Annotated in this window: 17 protein-coding genes and 1 pseudogene; 4 read left to right on the forward strand and 14 right to left on the reverse strand. The window is 70.7% G+C overall.

The window, feature by feature from the left end:
* Positions 1-125 precede the first annotated feature (125 nt).
* From ABD327_RS01435 to ABD327_RS01445, 3 genes are all read right to left on the reverse strand, one after another.
* Positions 126-506, reverse strand: a complete 381-nt coding sequence (locus tag ABD327_RS01435; protein ID WP_344448215.1) for a carboxymuconolactone decarboxylase family protein — start codon at positions 504-506, stop codon at positions 126-128.
* The gene (locus ABD327_RS01440) at positions 499-1323 is read right to left on the reverse strand and encodes an NAD(P)-dependent oxidoreductase (RefSeq protein WP_344448216.1); all 825 of its coding nucleotides are present in this window, start codon (positions 1321-1323) and stop codon (positions 499-501) included. Before ABD327_RS01440 ends, ABD327_RS01435 begins: the two co-directional genes overlap by 8 nt.
* 137 nt (positions 1324-1460) lie before the next feature.
* Complete coding sequence (locus ABD327_RS01445; RefSeq protein ID WP_344448217.1) at positions 1461-3200, reverse strand: choice-of-anchor M domain-containing protein; 1740 nt, start codon at positions 3198-3200, stop codon at positions 1461-1463.
* Between the two features lie 140 nt (positions 3201-3340).
* Here ABD327_RS01445 and ABD327_RS01450 point away from each other — a divergent pair, with 140 nt between their 5' ends.
* Positions 3341-3985, forward strand: a complete 645-nt coding sequence (locus ABD327_RS01450) for a TMEM175 family protein (protein WP_344448218.1) — start codon at positions 3341-3343, stop codon at positions 3983-3985.
* Here the strand turns inward: ABD327_RS01450 and ABD327_RS01455 are convergent.
* The 6 genes and pseudogenes from ABD327_RS01455 to ABD327_RS01480 all read right to left on the reverse strand — a co-directional run bounded on the left by ABD327_RS01455 (position 3967) and on the right by ABD327_RS01480 (position 8635).
* Positions 3967-4548, reverse strand: a complete 582-nt coding sequence (locus ABD327_RS01455; protein ID WP_344448219.1) for a TetR/AcrR family transcriptional regulator — start codon at positions 4546-4548, stop codon at positions 3967-3969. The genes ABD327_RS01450 and ABD327_RS01455 overlap by 19 nt on opposite strands.
* A 19-nt stretch (positions 4549-4567) precedes the next feature.
* Positions 4568-5266 carry an ABC transporter ATP-binding protein gene (locus tag ABD327_RS01460; RefSeq protein ID WP_344448220.1) on the reverse strand — a complete coding sequence of 233 codons (699 nt, stop codon included), beginning with the start codon at positions 5264-5266 and terminating at the stop codon, positions 4568-4570.
* Complete coding sequence (locus tag ABD327_RS01465) at positions 5263-6387, reverse strand: ABC transporter permease (RefSeq protein ID WP_344448221.1); 1125 nt, start codon at positions 6385-6387, stop codon at positions 5263-5265. The genes ABD327_RS01460 and ABD327_RS01465 overlap by 4 nt, the downstream gene beginning before the upstream one ends.
* A gap of 93 nt (positions 6388-6480) precedes the next feature.
* Positions 6481-6600, reverse strand: a pseudogene (locus ABD327_RS01470) (response regulator transcription factor); the annotation flags it as partial.
* Positions 6601-6695: 95 nt separating this feature from the next.
* The gene (locus ABD327_RS01475; RefSeq protein ID WP_344448222.1) at positions 6696-7343 is read right to left on the reverse strand and encodes a LuxR C-terminal-related transcriptional regulator; all 648 of its coding nucleotides are present in this window, start codon (positions 7341-7343) and stop codon (positions 6696-6698) included.
* On the reverse strand, positions 7343-8635 hold the full coding sequence (locus tag ABD327_RS01480; protein WP_344448223.1) for a sensor histidine kinase: 1293 nt from the start codon (positions 8633-8635) through the stop codon (positions 7343-7345). The genes ABD327_RS01475 and ABD327_RS01480 overlap by 1 nt, the downstream gene beginning before the upstream one ends.
* A 227-nt stretch (positions 8636-8862) precedes the next feature.
* Between ABD327_RS01480 and ABD327_RS01485 the strand changes: the two genes are divergently transcribed.
* Complete coding sequence (locus ABD327_RS01485; RefSeq protein WP_344448224.1) at positions 8863-9996, forward strand: Fic family protein; 1134 nt, start codon at positions 8863-8865, stop codon at positions 9994-9996.
* 67 nt (positions 9997-10063) lie between these two features.
* Here the strand turns inward: ABD327_RS01485 and ABD327_RS01490 are convergent, their stop codons facing one another.
* Positions 10064-11041, reverse strand: a complete 978-nt coding sequence (locus ABD327_RS01490) for a helix-turn-helix domain-containing protein (protein ID WP_344448226.1) — start codon at positions 11039-11041, stop codon at positions 10064-10066.
* Between the two features lie 99 nt (positions 11042-11140).
* Here ABD327_RS01490 and ABD327_RS01495 point away from each other — a divergent pair, with 99 nt between their 5' ends.
* The gene (locus ABD327_RS01495) at positions 11141-12181 is read left to right on the forward strand and encodes a saccharopine dehydrogenase family protein (RefSeq protein WP_344448227.1); all 1041 of its coding nucleotides are present in this window, start codon (positions 11141-11143) and stop codon (positions 12179-12181) included.
* Positions 12182-12212: 31 nt separating this feature from the next.
* Here ABD327_RS01495 and ABD327_RS01500 read toward each other — a convergent pair whose 3' ends face one another.
* Genes ABD327_RS01500 through ABD327_RS01515 form a run of 4 tightly spaced genes read right to left on the reverse strand, consistent with a single transcriptional unit; the run spans position 12213 to position 14982 of the window.
* Entirely contained in the window at positions 12213-12905 is a 693-nt protein-coding gene (locus ABD327_RS01500; protein WP_344448228.1) for an ABC transporter permease, read from the reverse strand.
* The gene (locus tag ABD327_RS01505) at positions 12905-13735 is read right to left on the reverse strand and encodes an ATP-binding cassette domain-containing protein (RefSeq protein ID WP_344448229.1); all 831 of its coding nucleotides are present in this window, start codon (positions 13733-13735) and stop codon (positions 12905-12907) included. The genes ABD327_RS01500 and ABD327_RS01505 overlap by 1 nt, the downstream gene beginning before the upstream one ends.
* Positions 13732-14085, reverse strand: coding sequence for a PadR family transcriptional regulator (locus tag ABD327_RS01510; RefSeq protein WP_344448230.1), 354 nt, complete (start codon positions 14083-14085; stop codon positions 13732-13734). Before ABD327_RS01510 ends, ABD327_RS01505 begins: the two co-directional genes overlap by 4 nt.
* Positions 14086-14118: 33 nt before the next feature.
* Entirely contained in the window at positions 14119-14982 is an 864-nt protein-coding gene (locus ABD327_RS01515; RefSeq protein ID WP_344448231.1) for an SDR family oxidoreductase, read from the reverse strand.
* A 120-nt stretch (positions 14983-15102) separates the two neighbouring features.
* On the opposite strand from ABD327_RS01515, the gene ABD327_RS01520 reads away from it, so the two are divergent.
* A complete protein-coding gene (locus ABD327_RS01520; protein ID WP_344448232.1) occupies positions 15103-15714 on the forward strand; it encodes a TetR/AcrR family transcriptional regulator in 612 nt (203 codons plus the stop codon).
* The last annotated feature ends 1 nt before the right edge of the window (position 15715 follow it).

Here is a 15715-nt window from a genome sequence, read left to right on the forward strand (position 1 = left end):
ACGAGCCCGGCGGCCGACGAGCGGCACGCCGTGAAATGGGTGAACACTGAACTAACGCTGCGGAAAGAAGTTTTATGCCTCTACTTTCCACAACAGCTGTTCAGCATACCCGCGATCGGCCGGGACTAGGACGCCCCGTCCCGCCGGGCTTTCTTCTCCCGCCGGGCGATCAGCGTCTCCACCTGCCCGTTCAGCTTCGCCCCCTGCGGCCATCCCACATAGTGGGTGAGGAAGATGACGATCTCCCGCAGCTCGGCGGCGTCGAGCTCTCCGTTGTCCATGGCGGCGGGGAACTGGAGGTCCAGGACGTCGTTGAGGCCCTGACCGGCCAGCAGGCCGACGAGCAGCAGCCTGCGGTCGCGCATGGACAGGCCCTCGCGGGTCCAGATCTCGGCGAAGAGGTGGTCGACGGTGTAGCCGAAGAACTCGTCTCCGGGGCTGTCGGTGACGTCGAAGCCGTAGACCTCGGTCATCTTCCTCAGGCCGAGTTCGCGTCTGTCAGTCACGGGGCACCCCCAGGGCTTCGGGCAGGAGATCGACGGCCAGTTCGGTCAGCGGGGTCCGCACCCCCAGCTCGCCGGCGAGCTCCAGGGCCAGGGCCAGGTCCTTGTCCCCCAGGGCCAGGACGTGCGCGTAGACGTCGTGCAGGGGGTCGTCGGAGGCCAGCGGGCCGGTCTCGGACCTGAGCATGACCGAGCCGGGTCCGCCGGTGATCGCGTCGCTGTGCCGCACCACCCGGGCCAGCCTGCGCAGCGGGATCCCGGCCGCCTCGGCCAGGCGCTGGGCCTCGCCCGCGGCGGTGAAGGCCACGAAGTGCAGCAGGTTGCGGGCGAGCTTGGCGTGGGTGCCCGCGCCGACCGGGCCCATGTGCACGATCAGCCCGGCCCAGGGGTCGAAGGCCTCCTTGCAGCGGGCGAAGGCCTGCTCGGAGCCGCCGACCATGACGGCGAGGGTGCCCTGGTGCGCGCCGAGGAAGCTGCCGCTGACGGGGGCGTCGACGACCTCGACCCCGTACCGCTCGGCCTCGGCGGCCAGCTCGACGGCGGTCCGGGCGCGGATCGTGGAGTGGATCGCGATGACCGTCCCGGGGGAGACCAGGGGGAGGAGGACGGCGCAGACCTCCCGGACCTGGGCGTCGTCGCGGACCATCAGCCCGATCAGCTCCGCCCCGGCGAGGTCCTCCAGGGTGCGGGCCGCCTTGGCGCCCTTGTCCACCAGTTCGGCGACGACCTCGGGCCGCAGGTCGTGGACGATCACACCGCTCTCCACCAGATGCCCGGCCATCGGGGCGCCCATCTGGCCCAGGCCGACGAAACCGATCATCAGGAGAGCACCTCACGGGGGCCGGGGACCGGGGACTTCTGATACCAAGCGGTTGTTTCAGACACCTGTCCAGATTACAGTCCGGCCCCGGAGGCCACGCAAGGGCCGCCGCTCTCCCGTGATGTCCGCCGGCGCGCTCAGAAGAGCCCGAGCCTGCGGTTGACGCCGATGAGCAGCACGGCCCCCGCCGACACCGCCATGGCTCCGAGGCTCGCGTAGAGCAGGGTGTGGGCGCCGGTGTTCGCGAGCTTCCCCGGACACGAGGGCATCGCCGCCGCCCCCACGACGAACGTGAGCTTCCCGGTGTCCTCCTCACCGGAGGACGTCCGGTGGGTGAAGGCCAGGCGGTAGACGCCCTGCTCGGTGAAACCCCACGTCCCGTGGGCGTGGACGCCCGAGGCGAGCTCGCGGGACATGCCCGCCCCGCCGAACACCACGCTCGGCGCGCCCTCGGTGCCGGCCTCGAACAACACGACCTTCCCGGGGCCTTCCACACCGTCCAGCGTCCACGTGGCGGCGGTGCCCTCGGCCAGCCAGCCGAGGGACGGAACGCCTTCACGGGGCGTCTGCGGCAACTGCCAGACCGACGTCCCCGCCGGGCCCAGGAAGTCCTGACCCGCCGGAAGCGGCAGCACCGTCTCCGCGCCCACCTTCACGACGGCGCTCGACGGCTCGTGCCATCCGCCGGCGGCGTCCCTGAACGCGGACTGCGGCTTCCCGTCCTTGAGGCGGACGGCGTAGTCGACGTCGCCCTCGCCGAGGACCGTGCACGTGGACGACGAGTCGCCCTCCACCGGGAGCGCCGTCATCTCGAGGGTCGGGGAAGCCGTGGCGGTCGGGACCGCGGTGCCGTCCTGGCCGGCGGGAACCGTCGGGGACGCCGAAGCCGTGGGGACGTCCGTCGAACCCGCGTTCACCGTGTACGAGACGGCGGGGGACTCGGACGCCAGATGGTCGCCGAGGTACTTGGGTCTGAACGCCGCCTTCAACGTGTACGTCCCGGCGGCGAACGGGAACTCCTCGCTCGCGACGCCGTCCACCACCTCGGCGTACCCGAGTGACGTCGCGTTCCCGTCGAAGAACTCGACCCAGCCGCGGGCGCCCGTTCCCGTGACGGCGCCCGTCAGCCTCGTCCGGCCCGCCGTGCTCCCCGGCGCGGCCGTGAGCGTCGTCGTGGTGGGGGTGGCGGCCGCGGCCGCCGTCCCGACGAGGAAGGTGAAGGTCGAAGGCGGAGACTGGACCTTCCGGCCGTCCGTGCCGGTGGCCGTCACCCTGAAGGTCGCGCGGTAGCGGCCGGGAGACCCGAACGCCCAGTTCAGAACCTCCCGGGAACCGGATTCGGTCGGCCGGTAGGTGTGCTTCCGGGCGGTGGCGTCCGTCCAGGAGAGCACCCGCCGCCCCGCCGCCACCGTTCCCGAGAAGACCTCCAGCTTTCCGTCGCCGGAGTCGACCCCGACGAACTCGATCTCGACCGACCGGTAACCGGCGGCGGCCAGCCCGTCCGCGGACCAGCCGAGCCGCGGCGCGCCCGTCTCCCCCACCGCGGCGGCCACGTACCACGTGCCGTCGGGCAGCACGTCGCTCTTCTCGTCCGTCGCGGCGGTCTCGGGGATCCTGATCGCCACGTCCCCCGGCGCGTACGTCGCCGTCGCGGTCCGGGTGTTCACCGCGAGCCCGTCCGCGGCGGGGGAGACGGCGAGGACGTCCACCTGCCCGTCCGCCGCCTCGGGGAGCGCGATCGCGACCGGAGGAGGCCCGGCCGCCGCGGGAAGGCCCAGCTGCAACGCGGCCAGCACCAGCGCCGCGCATCCGGCGAGCAGCACCCACGTTCTCCGCACGCTCTCCCCCAAGGTCGAACCGGCCGCGAACAGGATCACTCACCCCACACTAAAGGCGGGTCTCTCTTCTCTCGAGGCGAATCCCGACCCGTCCGCTCCCGGTCATGTCCGGGCAAGGAAGCGGGGAACTCCCGCGCTCCCCCGCGGGACGGGCCCCCTCTCCGCGAGAGGTTCGCCCCATGGACGCCCGCCCCTCGTTCACCCGCCTCGGGGTGGAAAGGCTCAACGCCTTCTCCGACGGCGTCTTCGCCATCGCCTCGACCCTGCTGGTACTCGAACTGCACTCGCCCGACGGGCTCACCGCCGAGGCGCTCCGCGCCGGGCTCCGGGACAACATCCCCTCCCTGCTGACCTACCTGCTCAGCTTCATGGTGGTCGGCATCTTCTGGGTGCGCCACCACCAGATCCTCTCGCTGGCGCGGTCCGTCACCCCGGGGCTGCTCGCCCTGAACATGATCTTCCTGGTGCTGATCGCGCTGATCCCGTTCCCCACCTCGCTGCTGGGCAACTACTCCGCCGACCCGCTGGCCCCCGCCGTCTACGCCACCGTCGTCGGCCTCGCCGTCCTCGCCAACATGGCGCTGATGGTCTTCATCCAGCGCAGGCCCGACGTACGGCGCCCGGGAGTGCGCCCCGCCCTCATCCGCGCGCAGCTGCTCCGGCCGGCTCTCTCGGCCGTGGTCGTCTTCGCCTCCGTCCCCGTCGCCTTCCTGGTCTCCGCCACCGCGGCCGAGCTCACGTGGCTCCTGCTCGTCCCCATCCGCTTCCTCGCCTCCCGCGGCGTCCGCCAAGGCGTCCTGGAGGATCAGGAAGAGCGGAGATAGGGCTCCAGGAGCTCACGGGTGAGAGCGCGGGCCCTGTCCTCGGACAGGATGCCGCTCTCGAGCATCAGGGACGCACGCTGGACGACGGCCTGGATCAGTTCGCCCATCGCGCCGGGATCCTCGCAGCCCAGGGCGACGAGCGCCTCGTCCAGAGGAGTGCGCAGCTGGTCGTGCAGGACCTTGCTGGACTCGGCCAGGAACTCGGCGCGGGCGAAGACCGCCAGCCCGCGGGCGATGGCGTGCTCACCGGAGGCCACCAGGTGGAGGTTGGCGTACACGTAGGCCAGGGCGCGGTCCGCCGGGGCGGACTCCTCCTCGATCCGCGCCGCGACATAGGCCGCCCACCTGGGGAACATGTCGACGATGACGGCTTCCAGCAGATCGTCCTTGGAGCTGAAGTACTGGTAGATGCTGGAGCGGGCCAGACCGGTGCGCTTGGCGACCGCGGCCAGGCTCGGCGTCTCGCTCCCGCCCTGGGCGAGGATGTCCCGTGCCGCGTCCAGGATGGCCTTGCGCTGCATGGCGCGGTGCTCCGCGACGGTGGCCGCCTGAATCTTCGGCACGGGTCTCCTCACTCCTCCTCTATTCGACGCGCGCGAGCCTTCCGTCGACCATCTCGTAGACGGTGTCGCAGTGGCCCAGCACGTCATGGTCGTGCGTCACCATGATGGTGGCCACCCCATGTTCCCTGGTCTCGCGGGCCAGCAGTTCCACGATCTCGCGGCTGCGCTGCCGGTCGAGCGCGGCGGTCGGCTCGTCCACCAGGAGCAGGCTCGGTCCCGTCATGAGCGCGCGGGCGATGCCCACCCGCTGGCGTTCGCCGCCGGAGAGCTGGTGCGGGCGCCGCTTCGCCTTCTCGGCCAGTCCGACCTCGGCGAGCAGCTTCAGGGGGTCACGGCCCTTCTTCTTGCCGAACTTCACGGGCAGGCGCAACTGGTCCTCGGCCGTCAGCGCCGGGATCAGGTTGCCGGACTGGAAGACGAACCCGACGGCCTCCCGGCGCAGCGCCGTACGCGCCTTCTTGCTGGAGACCGTCATGTCGCGTCCGGCGACCATGACGGTGCCGGAGGTCGGCGTCGCGAGACCGCCCGCGACGGCCAGAAGGCTGGACTTGCCGGCGCCGGAAGGACCGACGACGGCGATGAACTCTCCCGGCTCCACGGCGAGCGACACGTCGCTCAGCGCATCGACGACGTCCTCGCCGTCGCCCATCTGCAGGTTCACGTCCCGCATGACGAGGCCCAGGGTGCTCTTCTCGGACACGGTTTCGGCCGGTTTCATCGACTGCCTCCCAGGGCGGTCAGGGGGTCGACTGCGGTGATGCGCAGCACCGCGCCGAGCGCGCCCACCACGCCGAGGAAGACGAGCAGCGCGGAGGCGGCCACGATGGCCCCGGTCTCCAGGGCGAACGGCGCGGTGCCGCCGATCATGCTGCCGAGCCCGACGCCGATGCCGACGCCCACGCCGACCGACAGGGCCAGGAGGATGAGCGCCTGGGCGAGGGCGTCGCGCAGCAGGTATCCGGTGGACGCGCCCATCGCGCGCACCACGGCGATCTCCTGCTTGCGCTGGATCGTCAGGACGGTGAAGAACGCGCCGACGACCAGCGCGGAGATGGCGTAGAGGAAGCCTTCGATGAGCGACAGGGTCGACGTCTCGGCGCTGTATCCGGGGGAGGCGTCGAAGGACTCCTTCAGGGTCAGGCTCTCGGTGCCGGCGGCCTTGTCCCCGGCCGCGAGATCGGCGGCCTCGCCCTTCACGGCCACCGCGGTGATCTCCTGGTAGACGCGCGCGGGCGCCTCGTCGCCCGGACGGATCCCCGCGTGCACCTCCTGCCAGGTGCGCAGCGGAACGTAGGCGACGTCCACGTGCCCGTAGGTGTGCTGGTCTTCGAGCGTCCCGACGACCTTCAGCTCGGTGCCGATCCGGTCGATCGTGATGGTGTCGCCCAGCTTGATGCCGTCATCGACGGCCGTCCTGCTGACGACGATCCCGCCGGGGGCGTCGCCGTTCAGCCGGGTGCCCTCGGCGACCGCGGGCGAGAGGTAGGAGCCCGGCTCCACGCCGAACAGCGCCAGGTCGATCTCGACCCCGTCGCCGCTGCGCCCGTTGACCAGGGTGTTCCCGAACGGCTCGGCCTCCTCCACCCCGTCGCGTCCGGCCCAGGTCTCGACCGCGGAGGTCTCCACCACGCTGCGCGAGAAGGCCGACGAGTGCTGCACGCCCTTCTCGAAGGCGAAGGACGTCGCGGGCAGCCGCTGCAGCCCGGACACGCCGTCGTTCACCAGACCCACCGACAGGCCGGACAGCAGCACCATGAGAACGGCGATCAGCGCCACCACGGCGCCCATGAGCCCGAACCGGGCCCGGGCGAATTTCAACTCCCTCAGCGCCAGGAACATGTGTCCCGCCCCTCGGAAAGATAATTTATCGACATCATGTCGGCATCGTATCGACGCCCTGTCGGTAACCTGCGGGACCCCTGCTTCAGCGCGCTACGGCGATCCGAGACCGCGTTCCCGGACGAGGACGGCGGCCTGGACGCGGGAGCGCAGGCCCAGCTTCGTCAGGATGCGGGAGACGTGCGACTTCACGGTCGTCTCGCTGATGTACAGGGCCAGGTCCACCAGGCGGGGCGGGGCGACGTCGGGGATCCGGTGCTCCTCCGGATCCTGGCTGCGCAGCGCCGGGGCCGTTCCTGAGCCGAGGCTCAGCCGGACGAACGCAGAAGCCGGGTCACGGCGGCGACGCGGCGGTGGCGGGCGTCGTCGTCGGGCGAGAGGCCGAGCTTGGCGAAGATGCGCTGGGTGTGCTTCTCGACCGCTCCGACGGTGACCACTAGCGCCTCGGCGATCGAGGTGTTGGAGCGGCCCTCCGCCATCAGAGTGAGGACCTCGCGTTCGCGGGGCGTCAGTGCGGCGAGCGGGTCACGCCGACGGTCCATCAGGCCGCGCACGACGGCCGGATCGAGCACCGTCCCGCCGTCGGCGACGGTCTCCAGGGCGTCGAGGAACTCGTCGATCTCGCTGACGCGGTCCTTGAGAAGGTAGCCGGTGCCGCTCGGGTCTCCGGCGAACAGGTCCTCGGCGTAGGGGACGACGACGTACTGGGAGAGCACCATCATCCGGGCGTCCGGCCAGGCCGCGCGCACCTTCAGGGCGGCGCGCAGTCCTTCGTCGGTGTGGCTGGGAGGCATCCGCACGTCGACGATCCCGATGTCGGGGCGTTCCTTCAGCATCGCCTCGACGTACGAGGGCCCGTCGCGGACGGCGGACACCACCTCGTGTCCCGCTTCGCCCAGCAGCAGTTGCAGTCCCTCCCGCAGCAGCGCCGAATCGTCGGCGACGACGATGCGCATCAGCGCCGGTCCACCGGGATGCACGCCCGCACCAGGGTCGGGCCGCCGACCGGCGAGGCCACGGTCAACTCGCCCTCGACGGCCTCGATCCGGCGGACCAGCCCGGCCAGGCCGAGCCCCTTGCCCTCGTGCGCGCCGCCGACACCGTCGTCGGACACCTCCACCACAAGCCCCATGCCGGACATCGTGACATGGACCTGGGCCTCACCGGCCCCGCTGTGCTTGGCGACGTTGGTGAGCGCCTCGGCGACCGTGAAGTAGGCGGCCGTCTCCACGTGCGGGGGCAGCCCGTCCGGCACGTACGCGCTGACCGTCGTGGGCACCGGGCAGCCCTGCGCCATCTCCTCCACCGCGGCGGCCAGACCGCGATCCACCAGCAGCGGCGGGGCGATCCCGCGCGAGAGCGACCGCAGCTCGGCGACGGTCTCGGTGGCCTGACGACGAGCGTCCTCGATGATCTTCTCGGCCCGCTCGGGATCGTTGTGGACCTGGCGGCGGGCCCGCCCGAGGTCCATCGCGAGCCGCACCAGCCGCTGCTGCGGCCCGTCATGGATGTCGCGTTCGAGCCGACGCATCGACGCCGACTCGGCCACCCGCGCCGCGTCCCGCGAATCCTGGACCCGCTCGACCTGCCCCTGAAGCTCCGCACGCCCGCACAGCAGCACGGAGGCCAGCCCGGCGTGCGTCAGCGCGGCCATCCGCATCACCCAGGGCAGGGTGAGCAGCGCGAAGACGCCGAATCCGGTGTTCAGCATGATCTCGGGCTCGCGCCCCTCACCCATCCCGATGAGCGACGCGAGGGTGACGCCGTCCTCGTCCATGGGCAGGAACCGCTCCCAGTACCAGTAGGTCAGCCCGCCGCCGACCGCCGCCCACCAGGCCACCGCCACCGAGAACGCGACCGTCCCGGTCACCAGACCCACCAGCGACCACACGACGTCCAGCCAACTCTGCGGATCCCGCAGGGGCATGAGAACCCGCCGCACGACCCCGTCGCCCTCCCGGGCCCGAAGGTAGCGGGGCCCGGGCGCCGACCGCCCCAGCATCCCGCGAAGCCGAACCCGCTCGGCCACCGCGAACCCGCGAGCGATCAGCACCGAGAGCGTCATCAGCGCCAGCCCGACCCCCAGGACCGACAATCCCGCACCGGTGGCGAGCACCGGCACCACCACCACGAAGGCGGCGAGAGAGACGGGAAAAGCCGTGAGCGCGTAGGCGGAGTCGAGCAGCACACGCTGAACCCCGCGAATCCGGACCGGAGGTCGTTCGAGCCGCGTCGTGGTCGTCGTCATGCCCTTCATACTTCTCGCCACCCGAAGCGGACACCATCCAGCCAGCCCGACACTTCCGGACTCGGCGCCTATCTCCCGCCGAGGGCGCTCCAGTAGAACCCGTACGCGACCATCAGCCCGCACAGGGTGAGCAGCGCCCACCCCGCCGCGGCCACGAGCGGCGGGTGACAACCTGCCGGGCAGTGTGATGCATTGACGCGGTGTTTGCGTCAATGCATCATGGCGGCATGCTGTTTCCCACGCCGGAGCTGGATACCGAGGATCTGCGGGTCCTCGGTGAGATCGAGCAGATGCGTCATGCGTTGCGTCACCAGGTGCGGGCTCCGGCCAAGTGGACGGACGGTCTGCGGAAGTTCCTCACGGCGGATGCCGTGGCCGCTTCCAACTCGATCGAAGGCTTCCGGGTTTCCACCGTCGATGTCGCCGATCTGATGGAAGGTGAACGCGACGTCGAGGTCTCCGAAGAGGACCGCGAAGAGACCCTCGCCTACCAGCGCATGATGACCTACATCCAGACGCTCCATGACGTGTCGGACTTCTCCTACGGCAAGGGGCTGCTGAACGGGCTCCACTGGATACTCCAAGGGCATCGCCACAACACGCGGAAACCGGCGGGCCAGTGGCGGATAGGCCCCGTCTACGTGACCGACACGCGTGACCCGAGCATCGCCGCGTACACGGCTCCGGACGAATCCCGCGTGCCCGCCCTGATGGCGGAGCTCATCGACTGGCTGAACGCCGACGACGGGACGCATCCGCTGGTGCGCGCGGCCATGGCTCATCTGCACCTGGTGTCGATCCACCCCTGGAGCGACGGCAACGGACGCATGTCCCGCTCCCTGCAGACCTTGATGATCGCCCGCGAAGGCGTGCTGGCCCCCGAGTTCTCCTCGATCGAGGCTTGGCTGGGCCGTCCGGGCAACACCTGGGAGTACTACCGCGAACTGGGCGCCCGCGGCGCCACCTACCTGCCGGATCAAAACGTCCACTCCTGGATCCGCTTCAACCTCACCGCCTACCACCAGCAGGCCCAGACCGTCCAAGCCCGCCTCGACCGGTCCGTCAAGGTCTGGGCGGCCCTGACGGAATTCGTCGCGGGCATGCCCTTCGACGAACGCACGGTCTCGGCCCTCCACGAGGTCGCGATGGCCGGCCGCGTCCGTCGCCTGCGCTACGAGCACGCCGAGTCCCTCAGCACCCAGCAGGCCCAACGCGACCTTCGCGACCTCGTCACCGCGGGCGTTCTCGAATCGGTCGGCCGCACCCGGTCCCGCTACTACACTCCTGGCCCGCGCTTCCCCGAGCCCGCACTCGAGATCGCCCGCACACCGATATCACTGACATCCCCTTACCCGGTATGACGGTCCGCCCGGTCGTCGGAGGCCGGATACGCGGACGTGCCGTGAGCGGCGCTGGGCGGCCGATCGCTCAGCGGTGGTCTGCGGTCGGGGACGGGTCGAGCGGGGCGGGGCGGGGGCGGAAGGTGCGGCGGTAGGTGTCCGGGGGGACTCCTATCGCGCGGTTGAAGTGGCGGCGGAGGGTCGTGGCGGTGCCCATGCCGGTGGCGGCGGCGATGGCGTCGACGCTCTCGCCGGTGGTCTCCAGGAGTTCCTGGGCGTGGCGGATCCGCTGGTTCAGCAGCCACTGCAGCGGGGTGGTGCCGGTGGCGGACCTGAAGTGGCGGGTCAGGGTGCGGGAGCTCATCCGCGCCTGGCGGGCCAGGTCCTCCACGGTCAGCGGGTGGTCCAGCCGTTCGATCGCCCAGGGGAGCAGGCCGGCCAGCGGGTGGCGTTCGGGGGCGGGCACCGGGGTGGTGACGAACTGGGCCTGGCCGCCCTCCCGGTGCGGTGGCACCACCAGGCGGCGGGCGAGGGTGTTGGCGACCGAGGAGCCGTGGTCGAGGCGGACGAGGTGCAGACACAGGTCCATGGCGGCGGCCTTGCCCGCGGAGGTGAACACGTCTCCGTCGTCGACGTAGAGGACGTCGGGGTCGACCTCGACGTTCGGGTATCGGGTGGCCAGGTGCCGGGTGTGCGCCCAGTGGGTGGTGGCGCGCCTTCCGTCCAGCAGCCCGGCGGCGGCCAGCACGAAGGCGCCCGTGCAGAGGGACGCCACGCGTGCGCCCGCCGCGTGGGCCGCGCGTACGGCGTCGACCAGGTCGGCGGGCGGCTCCACCTCGACGTCCGCCCAGCCGGGGACGATGACGGTGTCGGCGTGCGGTAGCCGGTCGAGGCCGTGGTCGGGTTCCAGACGGAACAGATCCGCACGTACGGGGCCCGGGCCGCAGACGAGAAGGTCGTACCAGGAGTCGACCTTGCCGATCATTCCTGGCCCGAAGACCTCGCAGGCCATCGCCAGCTCGAAGTGCAACATGCCGTCGGTGACGGCCAACGCCACAGTACCCATGTCGGAAATTGTACGGGTAATGGCGTTCCAGCCACTCGTGGCAACGATCTTCCCTCGCCAGGATGAGTCACAACAGACCACACCAGCAGGGAGAAACTCATGGAATCGGCACAGAAGGTCGTGGTTTACGGCGCGTACGGGCACACCGGCCGCTTCGTGGTGGCGGAACTGCTGGAGCGCGGGTTCCACCCGATCGTCTCGGGCCGGAACGCCGACCGGGTGCACGCGCTGGCCGCGTCCCGGGGCGGACTGGACGCGCGCCCGGCGTCCGTCGACGATCCGGCCTCCCTCGACCTCGCCCTGGCCGACGCCGCAGCAGTGATCAACTGCGCGGGCCCCTTCGCCACGACCGCGGGACCCGTGATCGAAGCCGCGCTGCGCGCGGGCATCCCCTACGTCGACGTGGCGGCCGAGATCGAAGCGAACGCCGACACCTTCACGCACTTCACGGACCGCGCCCGCGCCGCCGGAACCGTGGTCCTGCCCGCGATGGCGTTCTACGGCGGCCTCGGCGACCTCCTGGTCACCGCCGCGATGGGCGACTGGACGACCGCCGACGAGGCACACGTCGCCTACGGCCTGAGCAGCTGGCACCCCACCCCCGGAACGCGCGCGTCGGGCGGAGTCTCACGGGAGCGACGCGACGGCCGACGCGTCGTCTACACCGGCGGCCGGCTGGAGTACCGCGACGACGCCCCGCCGACCCGGGAGTGGCGCTTCCCCGAACCGCTGGGCCTCCGAACCGTCATCGGAGAGTTCACCATGGCCGACGTCGTCACCATCCCCAGCCACCTCCCCATCCCCGAAGTGCACACCTCCATGGCACTCGAAGCCGCCCAGGACCTCGCCTCCCCCGACGCCCCCGAGCCGACCCCGGCCGACGAGTCCGGACGGTCCACCCAGACCTTCCTCGTCGACGCCGTCGTCCGTCGCGACGGCGTCGAACGACGCGCCGCGGTGAGCGGCCGCGACATCTACGCCATCACCGCACCCCTCATCGTCGAAGCGGTCGACCGCATCCTCACCGGCCGCACCAGGACGACCGGCGTCGCCTCCGCCGGAGCCCTCTTCGACGCCCCCGACTTCCTCCGAGCCCTCACCCCCCACCTCCACCAGCACGATGTCCTCACCGCACCCTGACGACCGGAGACCGTTCGGAGCCGAGACGTCGTCAATGGGGTGTGTCGGGGCGGATCGGGCTGAGGGAAACCGGGCGGAGGCGGAGGGCGCTCGCGAACCAGGCGATGGCGACGCAGAGCGTCAGGGTGAGGGCGAAGTGGAACAGGCCGCTCGGGAGGCTGTCGGCGGCGGGGGTCTGGATGGCATAGGCGGACAGTTCGCGGGTGGACCACAAGGGGAGGAGCTTGGCGGCGGAGCCGTCGGGGTCCACCAGGAGCTGGAGGGCCATGATCGACAGGAGGGCCAGGGCGCCTTCGAGCTCCCGGGTGATGACGAGGCTGACGAGGGCGCCCAGCGGGGCGCTGATCAGCACCGTCGTCAGCAGGAGGAGGAACACCGCGGGAAGCCTCGCCAGGCCGTCCTGGGTGGCGGCGACGAGGACGAAGTACACGCCGGCCATGATGACGCCGATGCCCAGGAGGGCGAGCTGCCTGCCGAAGAACAACGCGGTGGGGGAGGCGCCGATCACGCTGAGCCGCTGGTCGAGGCGGCGGGCGCCGACGTGGCTGAACAGCGACAGGGTGGCGACGGCCCAGCCGACGCCGATCGCGAGGAAACGGACCGCCTGCCAGGACACGTCGATGCGCGCCCAGTAGAAGACGCACGGGAGGAGGAAGACGAACAGCAGGGCGACGCGGCGGCGGGCCAGTTCGCGCAGGCTGGTCGAGGCCACGGTCAGCAGCATCAGGGCTCCTCCACCGGTTGCAGTTCGAGGACGTGGTCGACGCGGTCGAGGTCGTGGAGCATGTGCGTGACGACGAGGATCCCGGCGCCGCCGTCCCGCCAGCGGAAGACCTGGTCCCAGAAGTCGACATAGGAGCCCTGGTCGAAGCCCTGATAAGGCTCGTCGAGCAGGATGAGCTCGGGCCGGTTGAGCTCGCTGAGGACGACGTTGAGCTTCTGCTGCGTTCCGCCGGACAGGTGCGCGACGACGACGCCCTCGCGCGGACGCCAGCCGAGCCGGGAAGCCAGGCCGGTGCCGATCGCCGCGGCCTTCTTCCGGCCCATCCGGTGCACCGCTCCGAACAGCCGGAAGTGCTCCTCCGGCGTCAGCAGCGGAGCGACGCCGTCCTGCTGGGGCGCGTAGCCGACCCGCGCGGTGCGCTCGACCACGCCTGACGTGGCGCGGGTGAGCCCGGCGCAGATGTTCAGCAGGGTGGACTTGCCCGAGCCGTTCGCGCCCACGATCGCCGCCACCTCGCCTGCGCGCAGGCTCAGGTGCACGTTCTTCAGAACCCGCCGACGGCGGTAGCGCTTGGAGACGCCGTGCAGCCGGAGCACCACCGGCCCTCGCGTACGGGACAGCGGCGCCGCGGTGGCTGTGGCGCTCCGCACGGCCTGGGCGACCGTACTGGCGTAGGCGACGGCCGGTCCGTACATCGCACGAGGGTCGATTCCGGCGGCCGCGGCCTCGGCCAGGGCGTCCCCCGCGAGCTCACGCGCCTCCGCGAGTGCGATCCCGGTGGACGTCAGGTGCTTGAGAAGCTGCGTCCCCCATTCCTCTTCGGGAGTCACGTCCCCACCTCCTCCGCGTCCAGTGGCGAGACGACGACGGCGTCCATCGCGGTCTTGAAGTGCTCCCATGCGTGTCGCCGTTCGCGCACGCCCGTCCGGCCGAGTTCGGTGAGCTCGTAGTACTTCCTGGGCGGCCCCGACGTGGACGCCTCCTTCTCCGTCCGGACCAGCCCCTGTTTCTCCAGACGCAGCAGGGCCGGATAGAGGGTGCCGCCCGGAACCTCGTCGAATCCCGCTTCGACGAGCCGTTCCGCCAGCCCCCGTCCGTAGTCGCGACGCTCGGCGAGCAGAGACAGCAGGCACACGTCCAGAAATCCGTGCAGCCACTGCTGCCTCATCTGTCTCCACATGGTAGGTAGGCTAACTGATTACCAGTACTCAGTCTAGCTATCATCCGAACCCGGGGCGGGGATGGCGTGTTCGGCGGCCCGGCTGACCTCCTCCCAGGCGGCCCAGGTGTCCATGCGGCGCCGGGAGATGTCGAAGGCGAGGTCGTAGACCATGCTGCCGAGGAGGAGGCGCAGCGGCGGGTCGTCGGAGGCGACCAGCTTCATCACCGCCTCGGCGGCCAGGCGGGGATCGCTGTCGATCGAGCCTTCGGCCCACTGCTTCTGCATTTCGGCGCGCAGCGAGTCGTACGCCTCCATCGGCTCGGTCATCGTCATGCCGGTCGAGTACAGGTCGGTCCAGTAGCCGCCGGGCTGGACGATGGTGACCTTAACGCCGAACGAGGCGGCCTCCATCGCCAGCGCCTCGCTCATGCCCTCCAAAGCGAACTTGCTGGCGCTGTACATGCCGTTGCTGGGGAAGCCTCCCAGAGCGCCGATGCTGGAGATCTGGAGAAGGTGTCCGGAGCCCTGGGCGCGCAGGTACGGCATCACCGCCTGGCTCACCCACAGGGCGCCGAAGAAGTTCGTCTCCATCTGGGTGCGGGCCTGGGCTTCGGTGAACTCCTCGAGCATGCCCAGGAACAGGACACCGGCGTTGTTGACGACGATGTCGAGCCGGCCGAAGTGCTCGACGGCCTTGGCGACGGCGGCGAAGACGGCGTCGCGGTCGGTGACGTCCAGCGGCAGGGTCAGCAGCCGGCTTTCGTGCTCGGCGGCGAGCTCGTCCAGCGGGGCGGTACGGCGCGCCACGGCGACGACTCGATCGCCCGCTTCGAGCGCGGCCTGGGCGAAGGCCCGGCCGAGACCCTTGCTGGCACCGGTGACGAACCAGACGCGGCTTGCGGGGGAGGTGGCCATGAGGAAACTCCTTCTCGATGAGGCAAGACGAGACGTTGCGTCTTGTCTTGCAGGAGCCATGGTGCACCCCGGACGAATCCATGTCAAGACGGACCGTCTCGTCTCAGCTAACATGAGCGCATGACGACGCAGAGCAGAAAAAGCCCCGACGCCGCCCGCCGCAGCGAGGCATCGCGCCGCGCCATCCTCACGGCGGCCTTCGAGCTGGTCGGAGAGGTCGGCTACGCCAAGCTCAGCATCGAGGGCATCGCCGCCCGCGCCGGAGTCGGCAAGCAGACCATCTACCGCTGGTGGCCGTCCAAGGGCGCGGTCCTGTTCGATGCCTTCCTCGCGCTCACCGAGGGACAGGACGGCCGGGAAGCGGCGCTGCCCGACACCGGAGACCTGGAAGCCGACCTCAAGACGGTCCTGCGCGCCACGGCCGACGAGCTGAACGATCCTCATTACGACGAGCCGATGCGGGCGCTGAACACCGAGATCCTCCAGGACCCCGCCCTCGCGGCCGCCTACGCCGAAAAGCTGGACGGACCGATGAAGGAACTGAAGAAGGAGCGGTTGCGCAGCGCGCAGCGTGCCGGGGAACTGTCCGACGACCTGGACCTGGACCTGGCCGTCGAGATGTTGTGGGGACCGCTGCGCACCCGGTGGCTCGAACGCGGCGGCCCCCTGACCCACGCGTACGCCGACCGGATCGTCGAGACGGCCCTCAACGGCCTGCGCCACCGCGCCTGAC

The sequence above is a fragment of the Actinocorallia aurantiaca genome, from assembly GCF_039533685.1.
Taxonomy (GTDB): domain Bacteria; phylum Actinomycetota; class Actinomycetes; order Streptosporangiales; family Streptosporangiaceae; genus Actinocorallia; species Actinocorallia aurantiaca.